This window comes from Labilithrix sp. (assembly GCA_019637155.1).
Lineage (GTDB): Bacteria > Myxococcota_A > Polyangia > Polyangiales > Polyangiaceae > Labilithrix.
In genome coordinates, this window is sequence record JAHBWE010000006.1 from 57,838 (window position 1) to 74,507 (window position 16,670).

Annotated in this window: 14 protein-coding genes; 6 read left to right on the forward strand and 8 right to left on the reverse strand. The window is 71.8% G+C overall.

The window, feature by feature from the left end; translation table 11 throughout:
* Window positions 1–38: 38 nt before the first annotated feature.
* The 4 genes from tsaD to KF837_13615 form a co-directional block, all read right to left on the reverse strand.
* On the reverse strand, window positions 39–1,133 hold the full coding sequence (gene tsaD / locus KF837_13600; GenBank protein ID MBX3228349.1) for a tRNA (adenosine(37)-N6)-threonylcarbamoyltransferase complex transferase subunit TsaD: 1,095 nt from the start codon (window positions 1,131–1,133) through the stop codon (window positions 39–41).
* Entirely contained in the window at window positions 1,121–1,705 is a 585-nt protein-coding gene (locus KF837_13605; protein ID MBX3228350.1) for a hypothetical protein, read from the reverse strand. Before KF837_13605 ends, tsaD begins: the two co-directional genes overlap by 13 nt.
* Window positions 1,683–2,114 carry a hypothetical protein gene (locus KF837_13610; GenBank protein ID MBX3228351.1) on the reverse strand — a complete coding sequence of 144 codons (432 nt, stop codon included), beginning with the start codon at window positions 2,112–2,114 and terminating at the stop codon, window positions 1,683–1,685. The genes KF837_13605 and KF837_13610 overlap by 23 nt, the downstream gene beginning before the upstream one ends.
* A gap of 131 nt (window positions 2,115–2,245) precedes the next feature.
* On the reverse strand, window positions 2,246–6,355 hold the full coding sequence (locus KF837_13615) for a HEAT repeat domain-containing protein (protein MBX3228352.1): 4,110 nt from the start codon (window positions 6,353–6,355) through the stop codon (window positions 2,246–2,248).
* A gap of 131 nt (window positions 6,356–6,486) precedes the next feature.
* Between KF837_13615 and KF837_13620 the strand changes: the two genes are divergently transcribed.
* On the forward strand, window positions 6,487–7,329 hold the full coding sequence (locus KF837_13620) for a DUF3667 domain-containing protein (GenBank protein ID MBX3228353.1): 843 nt from the start codon (window positions 6,487–6,489) through the stop codon (window positions 7,327–7,329).
* 95 nt (window positions 7,330–7,424) lie between these two features.
* On the forward strand, window positions 7,425–7,805 hold the full coding sequence (locus KF837_13625; GenBank protein MBX3228354.1) for a hypothetical protein: 381 nt from the start codon (window positions 7,425–7,427) through the stop codon (window positions 7,803–7,805).
* Window positions 7,806–7,824: 19 nt separating this feature from the next.
* On the opposite strand, the gene KF837_13630 is transcribed toward KF837_13625, so the two are convergent.
* The gene (locus KF837_13630; GenBank protein ID MBX3228355.1) at window positions 7,825–9,483 is read right to left on the reverse strand and encodes a protein kinase; all 1,659 of its coding nucleotides are present in this window, start codon (window positions 9,481–9,483) and stop codon (window positions 7,825–7,827) included.
* Window positions 9,484–9,510: 27 nt separating this feature from the next.
* Here KF837_13630 and KF837_13635 point away from each other — a divergent pair, with 27 nt between their 5' ends.
* The gene (locus KF837_13635) at window positions 9,511–11,463 is read left to right on the forward strand and encodes a DUF362 domain-containing protein (GenBank protein MBX3228356.1); all 1,953 of its coding nucleotides are present in this window, start codon (window positions 9,511–9,513) and stop codon (window positions 11,461–11,463) included.
* Window positions 11,464–11,480: 17 nt separating this feature from the next.
* Here the strand turns inward: KF837_13635 and KF837_13640 are convergent, their stop codons facing one another.
* Complete coding sequence (locus KF837_13640; protein ID MBX3228357.1) at window positions 11,481–12,122, reverse strand: histidine phosphatase family protein; 642 nt, start codon at window positions 12,120–12,122, stop codon at window positions 11,481–11,483.
* Between the two features lie 80 nt (window positions 12,123–12,202).
* Here KF837_13640 and rpoZ point away from each other — a divergent pair, with 80 nt between their 5' ends.
* Window positions 12,203–12,445, forward strand: coding sequence for a DNA-directed RNA polymerase subunit omega (gene rpoZ, locus KF837_13645; GenBank protein ID MBX3228358.1), 243 nt, complete (start codon window positions 12,203–12,205; stop codon window positions 12,443–12,445).
* Window positions 12,446–12,451: 6 nt separating this feature from the next.
* Window positions 12,452–13,243, forward strand: coding sequence for a class I SAM-dependent methyltransferase (locus tag KF837_13650; GenBank protein MBX3228359.1), 792 nt, complete (start codon window positions 12,452–12,454; stop codon window positions 13,241–13,243).
* A gap of 4 nt (window positions 13,244–13,247) precedes the next feature.
* Here KF837_13650 and KF837_13655 read toward each other — a convergent pair whose 3' ends face one another.
* The gene (locus tag KF837_13655; protein MBX3228360.1) at window positions 13,248–14,006 is read right to left on the reverse strand and encodes a Uma2 family endonuclease; all 759 of its coding nucleotides are present in this window, start codon (window positions 14,004–14,006) and stop codon (window positions 13,248–13,250) included.
* 47 nt (window positions 14,007–14,053) lie between these two features.
* Between KF837_13655 and KF837_13660 the strand changes: the two genes are divergently transcribed.
* Window positions 14,054–14,728 carry a YggS family pyridoxal phosphate-dependent enzyme gene (locus tag KF837_13660; GenBank protein ID MBX3228361.1) on the forward strand — a complete coding sequence of 225 codons (675 nt, stop codon included), beginning with the start codon at window positions 14,054–14,056 and terminating at the stop codon, window positions 14,726–14,728.
* 8 nt (window positions 14,729–14,736) lie between these two features.
* Here the strand turns inward: KF837_13660 and KF837_13665 are convergent, their stop codons facing one another.
* On the reverse strand, window positions 14,737–16,620 hold the full coding sequence (locus KF837_13665; GenBank protein ID MBX3228362.1) for a tetratricopeptide repeat protein: 1,884 nt from the start codon (window positions 16,618–16,620) through the stop codon (window positions 14,737–14,739).
* Window positions 16,621–16,670 lie beyond the last annotated feature (50 nt).

Below are 16,670 nucleotides of genomic sequence, written 5' to 3' on the forward strand. Positions count from 1 at the left end.
GCTGGCTTCATGATGGCGTGCCGCTGACCTAGCGGGACCTAGCGCGCGCCGCGACCCTTCCGCGTCGTCCGCGGCAGCGCGGTTTGGCTCGTCGCGACGAGGTCGAGGCCGTCGCGCTCGCCGGCGCGGAGGCGCGCGATCCCCGCCCACGCGATCATCGCCGCGTTGTCGGTGCAGCTCGCGAGCTCCGGCAGCACCGCGCGCATGCCGTGCTCCGCCGCGAGCGCCGCGACGCGCGCGCGGAGCTCGCTGTTCGCCGCGACCCCACCGCCGATGACGACCGTGCGCACGTCGGGGCTCTCGGGCCGCAGGCGCTCCGCGCGCGCGGCGGCGAGGAGCTTCTTCGCGAGCACGGACGTCACCGCGCTCTGGAACGACGCGCAGAGGTCCGCGAGCTCCTGCTCCGAGCGGGGCGGCTTCTCGCGCACGATCGCCGCGACCTGCGTCTTGATCCCGGAGAAGCTCATCTCGAGCGTCCGCGTGTGGCCCATCGGGAGCGAGAGCGGGACCGCGCTCGCGTTCCCCTTCTTCGCGAGGCGATCGATGACCGGCCCGCCCGGATAGCCGAGGCCGAGGAGCTTCGCGACCTTGTCGAAGGCCTCGCCCGCGGCGTCGTCGCGCGTCGCGCCGAGCTCGCGCACGTCCTTCGCGAGCGGCCCGTCGACGCGGTAGATCGCGGTGTGCCCGCCCGACGCGAGGAGCGCGACGAACGGGAACGCGGGCGGCTCCTCCGCGCTCGCGCCGGCGCCGTCGCTCTCGGCGCCCCGCCTCAAGAACACCGCGCCGAGGTGACCGACGAGGTGATCGACGCCGACGAGCGGGATGCCGGTCGCCCACGCGAGGCCCTTCGCCGCTTGCACGCCGACGAGGAGCGCGCCGACGAGGCCGGGGCGGTTCGTCACCGCGAGCCCGTCGATGCGATCGAGCCCGACGCCCGCCTTCGCGAGCGCGTCGTGGAGGACGGGGCCGAGGTTCTTCAGGTGATCGCGCGACGCGAGCTCGGGGATGACGCCGCCGTACGGCGCGTGGAGATCGACCTGGCTCTGCACGACGTCGGCGAGGACCCGGCCGGTCTCGTCGACGATCGCCACGCCGGTCTCGTCGCACGACGACTCGATCCCTAGAACGAGCACGGCCCGGGCTCTTCTTGCAGCTGGAAGACGGCGAACATCGGCGTCGCGACGCCGGGCGGCGACACACCCGCGTCCGTCTGCGGCGCGCCGCGGAGGAGCCGCGCCTCGATCTGCTTCGACTGCATGAGCGAGAGGATCACGAACACGTCCTGCGAGTCCTCGGGCTGGCCGCCGTCGAGCGGCGTGGGCGACGCGGCGTAGAGGAGGTTCTGGATGCGCCCGTCGCCGAACGTGAGCGTGGAGAGCGGATCGTGCCAGAGCTGCGGGATCGGCCGCAGCGGAGCGGCGCGGAAACGCCCGTCCGACGTCGTCACCGTGCCGGGCGTGTCCTGGAGGCGCTCGGTGTCGAGCGTGACGCACATGCGCGTGTCGTCGCCGATGCCCGCGCGGACGAGGTTGCCCGCGACGACGCGACCCTCGAAGCGGCCGTCGTGCGTCGAGAACTTCGAGACGTCGCGGCACGCGCCGAGGAGGAGCGCGCTCGCGGCGAGCGTCGCGACCACGATCGTGAGATCGGGCGCGAGACCAGGCGCGAGATCGGGCGCGCGGTCAGGTCTCGGCGTCTTCTTCATCGGCCGCGAGGGCGGCGGAGAGCGGCGCCTGGAGCTCGCGGAGGCCGGCGAACGGAGAGAACTCCTCCTCGTCGTCTTCCACGCCGATGCGCTCCTCGCGCACGATCTCTTCGCCGTTCTCCGGTTCGAAGAGCGACGCGAGCGACGCCCCGAGCGCGAGCGCCGCCTCGATGTCGCCGCGTTCGTAGAGCTCGCGCATCGCGCCGACGCGATCGTCCTTCGGTGACACGCCCGACTCCGAGGGCGCGTACGAGTCGGGCCGATCGCCGAAGCCGGACGCCGGCATCATCGTCGGACGATCGCTCTCGCGCGGCTCCTCGCCCGGCATGGACGGAGGCACGAGGGTGCGAGCCTCATGATCGACCTCGAGATCGAGATCGACGTAGCCGAACTTCGCGAGCGCCGCCATCGGGGGCCAGTTTCTTAGCAGACCTTCCGCCTGGGGCGAGCCCGATCCGCCCGGAATCTGCACCCGGAGACCCCGACGAGACGCTCCAGCTATGCCTTATTTATCCACATGTTCCGGCGTGGCGGACCGCATCAGCGGCTGCGGATGCGGGTGGCGGTCTCGCGGACGCGGGGCTCCGCGTCGTGGGTCGCCATCTGCGTGGCGAGGGCCGCGGCTTCGTTCTTGTCGTAGCTCGAGAGCGCGACGAGGGCAGCCTCGCGGACGAGCGCGTAGGGCTCCTTCGTCGCCGCCTCCTTCAGCGCCTTCGTCGCCTCCGCGCCGCCGAGGCGTCCGAGCGCCTGCGCGGCGAGGACGCGCATCGCCCAGCTCTCGTGCGAGCGCATGACCTTCGAGGCGGCGGCGACGGCGGCGGTGTCCGGCCGCCGCTCCGCACTCGTGCCGATCGACGAGAGCGCGACGCGTTGCACCGCGTCGCTCGAGTCCGTGACAGCGCGCGCGATGGCGGAGCTCGCGGCCTCCGACTTCGATCGCGCGAGGAGCACGATCGCCTTCATCCGCACGCTGGGGTCGGGGTGGCGGGAGAGCGCGACCACGCTCGGCTCGATCGCGGCGCTGATCGCCTTCACCTTCGCGCGCGCGGCGGCGAGGTCGGGCGTGTCCTCCGCGGCGAAGAGGAACGGCTCGAGCGTGCCCTCGCGCGTGCCCATCGCGTCGAGCACGGCGCGCGCGCGCTCGGTCGAGGTCGCGAGCGCGCCGGTCGCGGAGCGCTCGAGCGACTCCGAGAACGCGACGAGCGCGGCGGCGCGGTCCTTCGCGGGGAGGTTCTTGGGGACGAGCTGATCGAGCGTCGTCTCCGCCTCCACGTCGTCGTCGGGAGCGGGGACGCCGGCGGAGAGGCCGTCGCCCGCCGTCTTCGTCGCGACCATCACGAGCGCCGCGGTCGCGGCCTGGCGCAGCGAGTCGGACGAGCGCCGCGCCCGCGCGCTCTCTCCTTCGCCCGCGAACACGGCGTCCGTCATCGCGTGGAGGCTCGCCTTGCCGCCGAGCGCTTCGGCCTTGCCGGCGCGCGCGCTCATCCGCCCGATCGCGAGGAGCGCCATCTGGCGCGGGAGCGGATCGGAGTCCTCCGCGATCGTGACGAGGGACGTCACCTCGCTCGTCGCGTCCATCTCGCCGAGCGCGTAGGCCGCCGCCGCGCGCGCCGCTCCTCCGGCCTCGAGCGACTTCGCGGTCTGCGCGACGATCGGCACCGACGGCTTGTCCTTCAGCGCGCCGAGGCCGAGCACCGCGAACGCGCGCATGTCGGGGGAGCCCTTCTGCGCGACGCGCTTCAGGAGCGGGATCGCGCGCCGGTCGCCGAGGCGGGCGACGGCCCAGGACGCCGCGCGCGCGACCGTGTCCGACGCCATCGCGTCGCCGCCGCCCTCGCGCGGGAAGAGGAGGCCCTCGTATTTCGGGAGGAGGGCCGGGTCCTTGAGCGCGCCGCACGCGAGCATCGCGCGGGTGCGGAGCGGACCTTCGCCCTGGCCGGTCGCGAACGTGAAGAGCGCGGTCGACGCGTTCTTGTTCTGTACGTAGCCGAGGACGTCGATCGCGATGCGCTGCTGGCCCGCGTCGCCGTCGGCGAGCGCGTCGAGGAGCGGCTTCACCGCGCGGCCGCCGATGCGCGCGAGCGCCGCCTTCGCGTCCTCCGCGTCCTTGCCGCTGCCGTGCCGCACGCGCTGGACGAGCGCGAAGGTGAGGTTGCCGTAGATCTCGACGAGGAGCCGCCGGTAGATCTTCTTCTGCGGGTTGCCGATCGCGAGCGGCAAGAGCTCCTGCTCGAGCGACTCGAGCGTGCCCTTGCCGAGGTTGATCTGCATCGAGAGCCGCGCCGCGCGCGAGACCAGCTCCTCGTCGGGCGCGCCGCGGAGGACGCGGCGAAAGAGGCGATCCGCTTCATCCGTCTGACCCTTGGAAAGCAGCAGATCGGCCAATTCAAGGTATACCGGGAAGAGGCGGTCGTTCTTCGCGATCGCGGCGCGGAACTCGAGGATCGCGTGCTCGATGTCGCCGCGCTGGCGGTAGCGCATCCCGAGCTTGTGGTGGCCCTCGGCGTCGTCGGGGTTCAGCTCCACCGCGCGCGCGGCGTACTTGATCGCGTCCTCGTCGCGGTAGAGGCTGATCGCGTAGTCGGCCATGCGCTGGTAGAGCTGGCGCGCGCTCTTCGGGTCGACGGCGATGAGCTTCTCGAGCACCACGATCGCGTCCGCGATCTTGTTCTCCTGGACGAGGACGCGCTCGAGCGCGAGGTAGCTCTCGGTGTCGCCGGGCGCGAGCTCGATCACGCGGCGCAAGGTCTGCTCGCTCTCGGCGAGGTGGGTGCGGAGATGGAGCTGCACCTCGGCGAGCATGCGCCCCGCCTCGACGTCGGGCGGCTTGCCCTCGAACTTCGCCTTGAGCGGGGCGATCTGGCTGTCGAGGACGTGCTCGAAGCCCCAGAGCGTGACGATGCGCGATCGCGACTCGCGCGCGAGCAGCTTGTCGTTCGTCGCCTTCGCCTTCTCCGCGAGCTCCTGCCAGAGCACGCGCGCCTCCTTGTAGCTCTTGGAGCGCTCGAGCGCGGAGGCGAGCTGCTTCTTGTAGCCGACGTTGCTCGGCTCGAGCTGCGTCGCCTCGCGGAACGACTGGAGCGCGTCGGCGAGCATGTCGTGCTCCATGTAGACCTCACCGAGCGCGGAGAGCGCGCGCGCGCGCGGCGTGATCGTGGTGAGGATGCGCTTCCAGGTCTGGACCGCGAGCTGCTGGTTGCCGTCCTGGAAGTAGCGATCGCCGAGGTCGACGAGGTGGCCGGGGTCGTTCGTGTTGATGCCTACGATTCGGGTGAGCACCTTGAGCGAGCGCTCGTTCTCGCCGATGCGGCCGTAGAAGTCGGCGAGGCGCGAGAGCACCTCCTCGTCGTTCTGGCCGCGCGCCTCGAGCTCGACGAGGAGCTTCATCGCGCGCGTGCGATCGCCGCGCTGCATGAGCGCCTCGCACTGATCGAACACGAACTGCGGGTTGTTCGGGGCGGCGCGGATGAGCGCCTCGTACTCAGTGATCGCCTTGTCGAGCTCGCCCTGCGATTGCAGGACGCGGATCATCTTGAGGCGGAGATCGATCTGGCGCGGGTTCACCGCGAGCGCCTTCGCGTAGGTCTGGAGCGCCTTCGCGCTGTCGCCGGTCTCCTCGTAGAGCGCGCCGAGGAGCGCGAGGCGCTGGAAGTCGGTCGGGTGCTCGTCCTCGAGTTGCTTGATGAGGATCGGGAGCTGCTGATCGGCGCGGTAGATCTCGCTGATCGTCTCGTAGATCTCGGCGCGCACGGCCGCTTCCTGGCCCGCGCTCTGGAGCGCCTTCTTCAGGGTGGCGAGCGCCTCCTGGTTCTTGTGCGCCTTCGCCTGCGCCTTGCCGAGGTCCTTCAGCGCCGGCGCGAGCGCGCGGTTGTCGCCCTGCGAGGCGGCGACGAGCTCCTTGAACTCCGCCTCCGAGCGGTCGTACTCCGCGCGCTGGTACAGCTCGCGCGCGAGCTCACCTTTCACGAAGAGGCTCGTCGGCTGCATCTTCACGAGCTGCGCGTGGAAGCCCTTCGCCGCCGCCCAGTCCTTCGCGTCGAGCGCGAGCGTCATCAGCGTGCGGACGGTCTGCTCCTTGTCGGCGGGCACCGTCTGCAGCGCGAGCGCCTCTTCGTAGCGCTTGCGCGCGGCGGCGACGTCGCCGCGGTCTTGCAAGAGGCGCGCGAAGGCGAGGAGCGCGACGGGATCGGTGTTCTTGAGGCCGATCGCCTTCTCGTACGTCTTCACCGCGTCGTCGGCGCGCCCGTCGATCTTGTAGACGCCGGCGAGCGACACCGTCGCCGCGTACTGCTCGGCGCCGGCCTGCGCCGCCCTCGTCTCGAGGTCCTTCACGAGGTTGTTGAGGTTGCCGTCCTTGTCGCGATAGAGCTGCGCGAGGCGCTGGAGCGGGAACGGCGAGCCGGGCTGCGAGAGGACGATCTTCGTGTAGCGCTCGATGAGGACGGTCTGCGACTGCCCGACGTCCGGGTTGGTGGGGCCGGGCTTCGCGGGCCCCGGCTTCGCGGGGCCGGGTTTGCCGGGGCCGGGCTTGGCGGGTCCCGGCTTCGGCTTGTGGCGGCCGCGCGGATCGAAGTCCTGGCCGTGCGCGACCGGCGCGACGAGCGCGAGCGAGAGCCCGATCAGAGCGAAGAGACGACGATGTCCGCGCACCCTTCGAGCATATACGCGCGAGCCCGGAAAAGCTTGGGCCGCCTGAGCTCGGCCGTTCCCGGCGCCGCACCTCTACGCGGGCCAATTTCAGGCGACAAATCCTGCTGGGCTCGTAAGAACACGCGCCGGGCATGAACACCCATCGCTTACCGCTTCGCTTTCAGTTTCGGGTCGTCGAGCAGACGGAGCTCGATCGCACGGTCGTGGTGCGCGGGAGCGCGTGCCCCAACTGCGATCGCCCGGTGGAGGAGGACTTCAGGTTCTGCGCCGGCTGCGGCCAGAGAGCCGCCGTCGGCCGGCTCGCGCTCCACGACATCGTCCCCGACGCCTTTCACGCGCTCGTCCACGCCGACAAGAGCGTGCTCTCGCTCATGAAGGCGCTCGCGCTTCGCCCCGGCGTGGTCGCGCGCGAGTACGCGCTCGAGGGCAAGCGGAAGCGCTACTTCAACCCGTTCGCGTTCCTCGTCCTCGTCCTCGGCGTGTGCATCACGATGAATGCGCTCGTCCACCCGTACACGGCGCAGGCGCACCTGTTGCCGAGCGACGCCGACCCGGCGCTCCGCGCGATCTTCGTGCGCCAGGATCGCTTGAACCTGCTCATCGAGCGCTACCAGAACGTCGTCACGTTCGCGGCGCTCCCCATCTTCACGACGGTCTTCTGGCTCTTCTTCCGCCGTCGCAACGTGCGCTTCGCGGAGATGCTGACCGCTCAGATCTTCTTCGTCGGCTTCGTGCACGCGGTGGAGGCGCTCGTCCTCACGCCGTTCGCGCACGTGTTCCCGAACCCGCTCGCGTTCAACCTCACGCGGATCGCGTTCCAGCTCGTCTACGTCACGATCGCCTACCGGCAGTTCTTCCAGCTCGAGGGGTGGACCGGGTTCGTTCGCACCGGTCTCACGACGCTGCTCGCGTTCGCGCTGTGGGCCGGCGCTTCGATGAGCGTGATGTACCTCTACATCATGTACGGCGCGTGACGCCTCGAGCATCCGGCGCGCGTGCGTGTGCCTGCGGTCACGCGACGCGGATCGCGAGGGTGCGCTGATCGATCGGCGTACGGTATGCTCGCGCGATGACCACGCCGAAACGCGTCTTTTCCTGCATTCTCGTCGCCGCCTTTTGGCTCGCCTGCGGTGACGACGACGACGCCGCCACCGCGGGCAACGACCGAAACGCGAGCTGCACGACGCTCTGCTCCGAGGCGCAGGCCGGGAGCTGCACGTCGATCAAAGGCGACTGCGGCGCGTTCTGCTCCGCCCTCGACAGCGCGGGCCCGAAGGCGAACTGCACGGCGCAGCGGAACGCCTACCAGAGCTGCTTGAACAGCCGCCCGTCGGCGTGCCAGGCGAGCTGCAACGGCCCCGAGCGCACGTTGACGGAGTGCCTCCTGCCGTATTGCGCTCAGAACTCGAGCGACTCGGACTGCAGCGCGCTGATCGCCGCCTTGCGGTGATCGCTGTGATCGCGGGCGACTACCAGGCGGCGCGGCCGAGCTGCACCGCGGCGAACAGGAACGCGCCCGCGAGGACGGCGAAGAAGACCGCGCCGCCGCGGCCGCCGGGGAGCTCGTCGCTCCAGCGCCTCATTCCGCCGCGGGCGATCTTCCCCGCGACGAACAGGCCGCCGATCGCGAGCGCGGCCTGGACGACGAGGTTCGCCTGCGACGGGACGGGCTTCATCACGAGCGGCAAGACGGCGAAGCCGCCAGGTTGAGGAAAGACTCCGCTCAGCACCGCGGTCGTGCCGAGCCCGACGAGCCCGACGACCGCGAGCCCGACGACGAACGACATGTCCTGCGACTCGCGCACCGGCGGCTGCGCCGGCGCATAGGGCCCGCGCCGCTGCGTCGACGTCGACGACCCCGCCAACATGACACCAGGAAGCACCTGATCCACTGCCATCCGGCTCGACGACGCCGCCGACACCGAAGCCGAGCCCGCCGCCACCACCGGCCCCGCCGAGGCCGAACCGGGCCCCCGGGATGCGGCCGCCACAGCGGGCGCGAAGCGCCCCGAGTCCTCGAGGGCCGTGTCCCGGGGTGGGGGTGTCGGGGGCGAAGCCCCTGACGATGAAAGCAGCGGCGCCGTGTGCTGGCGCGGGGATTGGTACTCGGTGTCCTCGTAATGCGCGGGCGCGTCGCGGATCGTCTCGGCGGCCTTGCGTTTGAGCTCGAACGGCTCGGCTGTCGCCTTCACCGGCAGCGCGAGGTCGGGCACCTCGAAGGGGGCCGTTCCGCGGAGCGCCGCGGGCGGGATCGAGCGCCGGAGGGTGGGCTCCGGCTCGACGCCCGCGAGGACGTGGCGCATGTCGCGCGCGAGCTCGCTCGCGCTCGGGTAGCGCTGGTCGGGCGCGCGCCGCAGACAGCGCTCGACGACGCGCGCGACGTTGGGATCGATCGTGGGATCGACGTCGCGCAGGCGCTCCGCGTCCTTCGTCGCGATCGCGACGAACAGCGCCGGCGCGTCGACCGCGTCGTAGGGCAAGCGGCCGGCGAGCAGCTCGAACAGCATGATGCCGAGCGCCCAGACGTCGGTGCGCGGGTCGGCGTCGCGTGAGCCCTGCACCTGCTCCGGCGCCATGTACGCGGGCGTGCCCATCATCACCCCGACCTCGGTCGCCTTGATGTCGGGCAAGCGCACCTTCGAGATCCCGAAGTCGAGGAGCTTCGGGATCTTCTTCGTCCCCTGCGTGGCGAGGAAGACGTTCTCCGGCTTGATGTCGCGATGCACGACCCCGCGCGCGTGCGCCTCCGCGACCGCGTCGATCACGGGCACGAGGTACATCTCGATCTCTTCGAGGTTGAGCCGGCCGCCGCGGCGGTCGACGTACTTCGCGAGGTCCTCGCCGTCGAGGAGCTCCTGCACGATGAACGGCGCGCCGTCCTCGTCCTTGTCGACGTCGAGCACGTCGACGACGTTCGGGTGGCGCACGAGGTTCGCCGCGAGCGCCTCGCGGAGGAAGCGGTCGACGATCGGCGTGTTCGTCGCGTGCTCGGTGCGCAGGATCTTGATCGCGACGGTGCGCCCCGCGCGGACGTTCAGCGCGCGGTAGACGTGCCCCATCCCTCCGCTGCCCAAGAGCTCGTCGAGGCGATACTTGGAGGCGAGGACCTGTCCGACGCGACTCCCCAATGTGCCGGCAGTATAGTCCCCACGCGCATGCGTTTGCTGCGGATTCGTCGTGGTCACGGCGTCCACTCGCTCCTCCTCCTCGCCCTCGCCGTCGCCGGCTGTCGTGAGCGGCCCAAGGCGACGCCCGTCGACGCCGCTCCCGCGCTTCCGTCCGCCGTCGTCGACGTCGTGTCGAGCGCGTCGCCGGGCGGGATGGAGAGCGCGGCGGAGGCGGGCGCGCCTGCGGTCGCGGCCGACGTCGTCGACGGCGCGGCGCTGCGGGCGGCGCATCGCGCTCGGATCAAAGCGGACACGAGCGCGGTGGTCCTCCTCGAAGGAGGGGCGCCGCGCGAGCTCGGGCAGCGCCTCTGCGCGAAGGTCGTCCCCGCGCGTCCGAAGGAGACGCCGGTCCTGATCAAGCCGAACCTCGGCGGCTTCGACTGGTTCAAGGACCCCGCCACGCACGACGGCGACGACGGCGTGCGCGGGCGCACGACCGATCCCGAGTTCGTGCGCGGGATCGTCCGCTGCTTGAAGGAGCGCGGTCACACGAAGATCACGATCGCGGAGGGTTGGGACGGCACGAACGCCAACTGGAACAAGCTCGCGAAGGTGTCCGGCTACGCGAAGATGGCGGAGGAGGAGAAGGTGCCGCTCGTCGCGCTCGACGACGACGGCGTCTTCGACAAGCAGGGCGACAAGCCCGCCGAGCCGATGCGGATCGGCGGCATGGAGGGCACGAACGTCCCGACCCTCCTCGTCCCGCGCGTCGTCGCGGAGCACCTCCGCGGCGGCCTCTTCATCTCCGCGCCGAAGGTGAAGGCGCATCGCTTCGGCGTCGTCTCGCTCGCGATCAAGGGGATGCAAGGAACGGTCATGACCTCCGACGGCAGGCCGGCGATGCATCAGAAGAAGGTGATGCACAAGGAGATCTCCGCCGCGCTCCAGCTCCTCGCCACCGATCGCGTCGAAGGCCAGAAGGCCTACCTCTCGTCGCTCGAGGTGTTCGCCGAGCGGATGGTCGACGTCCTCGAGATCGAGGCCCCCGACGTCGTGCTCGCCGAGGGCGCGCCGGCGATGGGCGGCGACGGCTTCGGCAAGCGCTGGCCCTCCGCCGAGAACGTCGCGATCGGCGGGACGAACCCGATCCTCGTCGATCGCGTCGGCGCGCAGCTCCTCGGCCTCTGGGACAACGCCGACCTCGCCGCGAAGCTCGGCGGGCACCGCACGTCGCCGCTCATCACCGCCGCGGCGAAGCGGTTCGAGGTCGATCTCGAGGCGGTGAAGATCGAGGGCGACGGCGCGGCGCTGCTCGACGCGGGCAAGAAGCGGCCCGTCCACTTCGTCTCGATGAACGGCTTCGAGCTGCACTCCGACCCGAGCCCGCGTCCGGTCGCGCACGCCGTCCACGTGACCGGCGCGGTGGAGGAGGCGTGGAAGACGGCGCCGCCGGTCGCGTTCACGACGGACTGGTCCGGCGCGGAGGCGGGCATCCGCACGGAGGTGCGGTTCGCGTGGAACAAAGATGCGCTCTACACGCAATGGAAGCTCGAGGGCGCCGGCCTCGACGTGGACACGACGCGCCCGATCGAGACGGAGCGGACGAAGCTCTACGAGGAGGACTGCGTCGAGCTCTTCGTCGGGCCGGACGCGACCAACCTCGATCGCTACTTCGAGATCGAGCTCGGACCGCGCGGGCACTTCTTCGATCTCGAGATCGACCGCGGGAAGAAGCTCTCCGTCGAGCAGCAGATCGCGTGGTCGAGCAAGCCCACCATCACGACGAAGGTCGACGAGGCGGCCCGCACGGCGACGATCGAGGCGACGCTGCGCGCGCCCGAGATCGTGGGCGCGCTCTCGGCGGGCGCGACCTTGCCGCTCGCGCTCTACCGCATGGAAGGCAAGGCGCCGCGGAGGTACCTCGCGTGGAGCCCGACGCGCACGCCGAAGCCGAACTTCCACGTCCCGAGCGCGTTCGGCCGCCTCGTCCTGGATCCGTAGCGGAGCGCCCGGCGCGCTCAATCGGAGTGCTCGGCGGCGACGAGGCCGTCGAGGTGGGCGACGTCGTTCCAGGAGTGGAGGCGGTGGCGACCGCGGCCGTCGCGCTCCACGAGCGTGAGCCCCGTGTTCGCGACGCCGGCGAGGGCGCGGAGGCCCTCGGCGTTCACGCCGAGGAGGCGCGCGACCCAGCTCTTGATCGAGCCGCCGTGCGAGACGAGCAGGACGCGTGAGCCGTCGGCGTGCCGCGCGGCGATGCGCGAGACCGCGCGCTCCACCCGCGCCGCGAGCTCCGCGTAGGTCTCGCCGCCGCCGCGGCGCACGTCGAGGCCGTGCTCCCACGCCGCCCACTCCTCGGGGTAGAGGCGCGCGATCTCGTCGTAGCCCTTTCCGGTCCAGAGGCCGACGTCGACCTCGCGGAGGTCCTCGTCGAGCGTGACCGTCATCCCGCACGCCTCGGCGACATAGCGCGCGGTGTCGGCCGCGCGCTCGAGGTCGCTCGCGTAGATCGCCTCCGGCGGCGCGTGCCGGAGGCGCTCCGCGAGGCGCTGCGCCTGCGCGCGTCCGAGGCGGTTGAGGCCGCTGCCGCCCTGGCCCTGGAAGACCCGCCGCGCGTTGTCCGCGGTCTCGCCGTGGCGGGCCAGCTGAATGAGCAGAGCCATTCCGGGAGGTTAGCCGCTTTGGAAAAGCTTGCGACCTTCGGCCGGGACGACTAGTTTCCGTCCTCCCCCGGAGAAGAACCATGGCGCGCGTCACCGTCGAAGATTGCCTGGAGCGTGAAGAGAACCGTTTCGCGCTCGTGATTCTGGCCGCCCGCCGGACCCGCCAGCTCATGAAGGGCTCGGGCGCGCTCGTTCACTCCAAGAACAAGGCCGCCGTCACCGCCCTCCGCGAGATCGCCGCGGGCAAGGTCCACTTCGATCGCACGAGCAACTCGGCGGTCGAGGATTGGATCGAGACGATGGCGAAGTCCGGCCTCTATTAATAGAGAGTGAGAGACCGCGAGCTCGAAGCCGGCGCCGCGGCGCACTTCGAGGATCCCGCGTACTACGCGCAGGCCTACGCGCGTCGTCGTGACGACGTCGTGTACTACCGCGCGCTCGCGGAGGAGCACGGCGCGGTGCTCGAGCACGGCATCGGCAACGGCCGCATCGCGATCCCGATCGCGCAGGCGGGGGTGGAGGTCGTCGGCGTCGACGCGTCGCGCCCGATGCTCGCGGACCTGCGCGCGCGGCTCCGGCGCGAGCCCGTCGCGGTGCGGCGGCGCGTGACGGCGAAGCACGGCGACCTCCGGAAGGTGAAGCTCGGCCGTCGCTTCCCGCTCGTCATCTGCCCGTTCAACACCGCGCTCCATCTCTACGATCGCGCCGACGTCGAGCAGTGGCTCGCGCGCGTGAGGGAGCACCTCGCGCCGCGCGGCGAGCTCGTCTTCGACGTCGCGATGCCGATGCCGGAGGACCTCGCGCGCGACCCGGCCGCGCCGTACCGCATCCCGCCGTTCGAGCACCCCACGCTCGGCCACGTCCGCTACCGCGAGCACTTCGACTACGACCGCGTCCGTCAGGTCCTCTTCGTCTCGATGGTGTTCGAGCCGAAGCGAGGTGAAGAGCGCATGACGCCCCTCGCGCATCGCCAGTTCTTCCCCCGCGAGATGGAGGCGCTCCTCCACTACAACGGCTTCGACGTCACCGCCCTCCACGGCGACTTCACCCACGGCCCGCTCACGCAGCGCTCCGACGTGATGGTCTTCCACGCCCGCCCGCGCGCGCGACACTCGCGCTGACGCCTCAGCGCCGTGTCGGCTTGCGCTTCCGACCCTGCGCGACCGCGAGCTCGGCCCGCAGTCGCTCCACCTCGACTTCGAGGGACTCGCGCGTGGCCGTCTCGCGCCGGAGAGCATCGCGCGCGGCGTTCTCCGCGTCGCGCGCGGCAGCGGCCACCTCCGCTGCGGTCGGGTAGAGGTCCCTGCCCGCGGCGTCGCGGGCGACGCGGAGTCGGCGCTCGTCTCCCTTGCCCACGACCGTCAACCAGCAACCGAGCTGGGTCGAGCGAACGCTCGCGGCGTCGGTCCGGAGGACCTGCTCGAGGCGGGCGCGCTTCGAGCCGCGGCGGAAGACCTGCCACGTGATGCGTTCGTCGTCGCCGCCGGGCTCGGGGTCGTAGACGATGAGCTCGCTCACGCCGATCTCGTCGCAGGCGTTCGGGATCGCGACGTAGTCCGTATGGAAGTCGTTCGAGGCGATCTCGAGGCAGAAGCTCGGGACCACGGACTCCTCCCAGAGCTTCCAGATCTTCTCGACACGCGACTGCGGAACGCCCGGCAGGACGTAGATATCGGGCGCGATCGAGCGCGTGGGAGCAAACTGCTGCCAGTAGATGAACTGGTTCGATCCGACGTGCGCGACGATCCCGCGCTCGGCGAGGAACCGCGCGAGCATCGGGCGAAGCATTTCCCTCATCAGCTGCTGGAGCTCGCCCACACCCATGTCGTCCGTCTCTGGGTAGAACGTCGGGTCCACAATCAGCTGCTTCGCCGCCGATCGCATACGGACAGCCTAGCCCCGCGCTCGGCAGCGTGCGACAACGAGCTCGCATGAGCATCGCGTCCCAGCTCGCCGACGTCCGCGCGCGGATCGAGCGCGCCGCGCGGGCGGTGGGGCGCGATCCGGCGAGCGTGCGGCTCGTCGCGGTGTCGAAGACCAAACCTGCGGCGGCGATCCGCGAAGCGTACGCGGCGGGGCAGCGCGACTTCGGGGAGAACTACGCGCAGGAGCTGGCGGAGAAGGCGGCCGAGCTCTGCGAAGAGCTGCCCGACGTTCGGTGGCACTTCATCGGGCACCTCCAGTCGAACAAGGCGAAGCTCGTCGCGCCGGTCGCGCACCTCGTGCACGCGGTGGACTCCGCCGCGCTCGCGCACGCCCTCGCGAAGCGCGTCCCTCCCGGCGCGCCGCCGCTTCGCGTCCTCGTCGAGGTGAACACCGGCGGCGAAGCGGAGAAGCACGGCGTCGCGCCGGCGGACGCGGGCGCGCTCCTCGACGCGATCGCGGCGGAGCCGAGCCTCGTCCTCGGCGGCCTCATGACGATGCCGCCGCACGACCTCGACGCCGCGCGCCGCGCCTTCGAGGCCCTCGTCGCGCTGCGCGATCGCCACGGCGGCGCCGCGCGGCTGCCCGAGCTCTCGATGGGCATGAGCGACGACCTCGAGGTCGCGATCGCGTGCGGCGCGACGATCGTGCGGGTGGGCACCGCGATCTTCGGCGCGCGGTGAGGTGGGCGCTACTTCCGGCGGAAGCGGGTGAAGATGTCGCGGAGGCGGGGGAGCGAGCTCTCGCGCGGGCCGCGGGTGCGGATGCGTTCGGCGAGGGCGCGGTTGGCTTCGTCGGTCGCGTCGAGCGCGAGGGCGCGGTCGATCGCGGTCGCGGCTTCGTCGCGCTTGCCGGCGGCGAGGAGCGCGGTCGCGAGGACGGCGAGCGTGCGCGCCGACTCGCCCTCGAGCTCGCAGGCGCGCCGCGCGTGCTCGAGCGCCGCGTCCGCCTCGCCGAGCGCGACGTGCGCGGCGACGATCTCCATGTGCGCCGGCGTGCAGCCCGGCGCGACCTTGAGCGCCTCGAGGAACGCGTCGCGCGCGGGGCGCCAGCGCTCGCGGCGGCGCTCCGCGATGCCGACCGCGAACCACGCGTGCCACGCGTTGCTCCGCATCGCGAGGCCGCGCGCGCGGGCCGCGATCGTCTCGAGGTCCTCGCTCGCGGCCGCGTAGGCCGCGCGGAGGACGGCGTCGATCTCGAGCGAGACCTGCGGGTCCTCGAGCGCGAGGCGACCGCGCTGCGCCTCCGCCGAGAGCGACGTGTTCTCCGCGAGCGCCTCGACCTCGCCGAGCCGCTGCACCGCGCCGGCCTTGTCGCCGCCGAGCGCGAGCGCGCGGCCGAGCGTGAGCCGCGCCCACGGATCGTTCGGCGCGCGATCGACGAGCACCTTCGCGAGCGTCGCGACGCGGGCCGCGCGCGCGATGCCGTCGGGCTCGACCGCGAGCGAGACCTGGATCGCGCGGCGCAGCACGTCGGGGTGCGCGCCCGCGACGTGACGGAGCGCGTCGTCGACGAGGCCGGTCGCGGCGACGACGTCCTTCCGCTCGGTGAGGCTGCCGGCGAGGTTCGTGTACGCGGGCGGATAGAGCGGGCGCTCGTCGAGGACCATGCGCCACGCGCGCTCGGCCGGCTCGACGTTGCCGCGCTCGGCGAGGACGATGCCGCGCTCCGTGTTCAAGAGCGGATCGTTCGCGCCGTGGAGGAGGCCGTCCTCGATCGCGGCGAGCGCGCCTTCGAGATCGCCGCGCGAACGGCGCGCCTCGCTGAGGAGCGCGTAGATGCGCGGGCGCCCCGGCGCGATCGCGAGCGCGTCGCGGGCGTAGCTCTCGGCCTCCTCCGCGTCGCCGAGGCGGAGGCTCAACGCCGCGAGCGCCTCGACGAGGTCGGCGTTCTTCGGCGCGTCTTCGCGCGCGCGGTCGAGCGCGCGGCGCGCGGCCTGCGCGAGCTTCGTGTCGGTCGGCCCGCCGACCGCGACGTCGAGGGCGAGCGCGGCGAGGCGCGTCGCGGGGAAGCGGCCGTCGGGCGCGTCGCCGATCGCGCGGCCGAGGTGGACCATCGCCGCGAGCCGATCGTGCGGACCGCCGCGGAGCGGATCGTGGAGCGCGCAACGCTCCGCGCGGAGCACGCTCTCGAGCGCCTCCCACGAGAGATCGTCGATGTCGCGCACGGTGCCGAGCTCGCCGCCGAGCTGCGCGAACGCCTCTTCGAACGCGGCCGCGAGCGTCTTGCCCGCGCTCTCGCCGTCGACCGGCGCCTCGACCTTCGCGCGCGTCTTGCCGTCCTTCGTGTCGAACACGAGGAGCTGGATGAGGCCGCGTCCGTCGATCGGCGGCTCGAACGCGCCGGTGACGACGAAGCTCACGCCCGGCGGCGCGGCGGAGGAGCCGGTGAGGTCCTTCCACGCGTGCGGCGGGACGAAGGCCTCGACCGGCGCGGTCTCGCTCTTCGTGTCGTCGCGGTCGTCGCCGTCGTCGTCGGTGAGGGAGTCGCGGCGCTTCCGCGCGAGGAGCTGCGCGAGCGCGACGCTCTCGCCGTCGATCGACGCGAAGCAGTGCACGAGCGCGGCGAGACCCAACCCGAGACCGCGACCGTCGTCGGGGACTCCGAAAGGAATTACGACGGCTC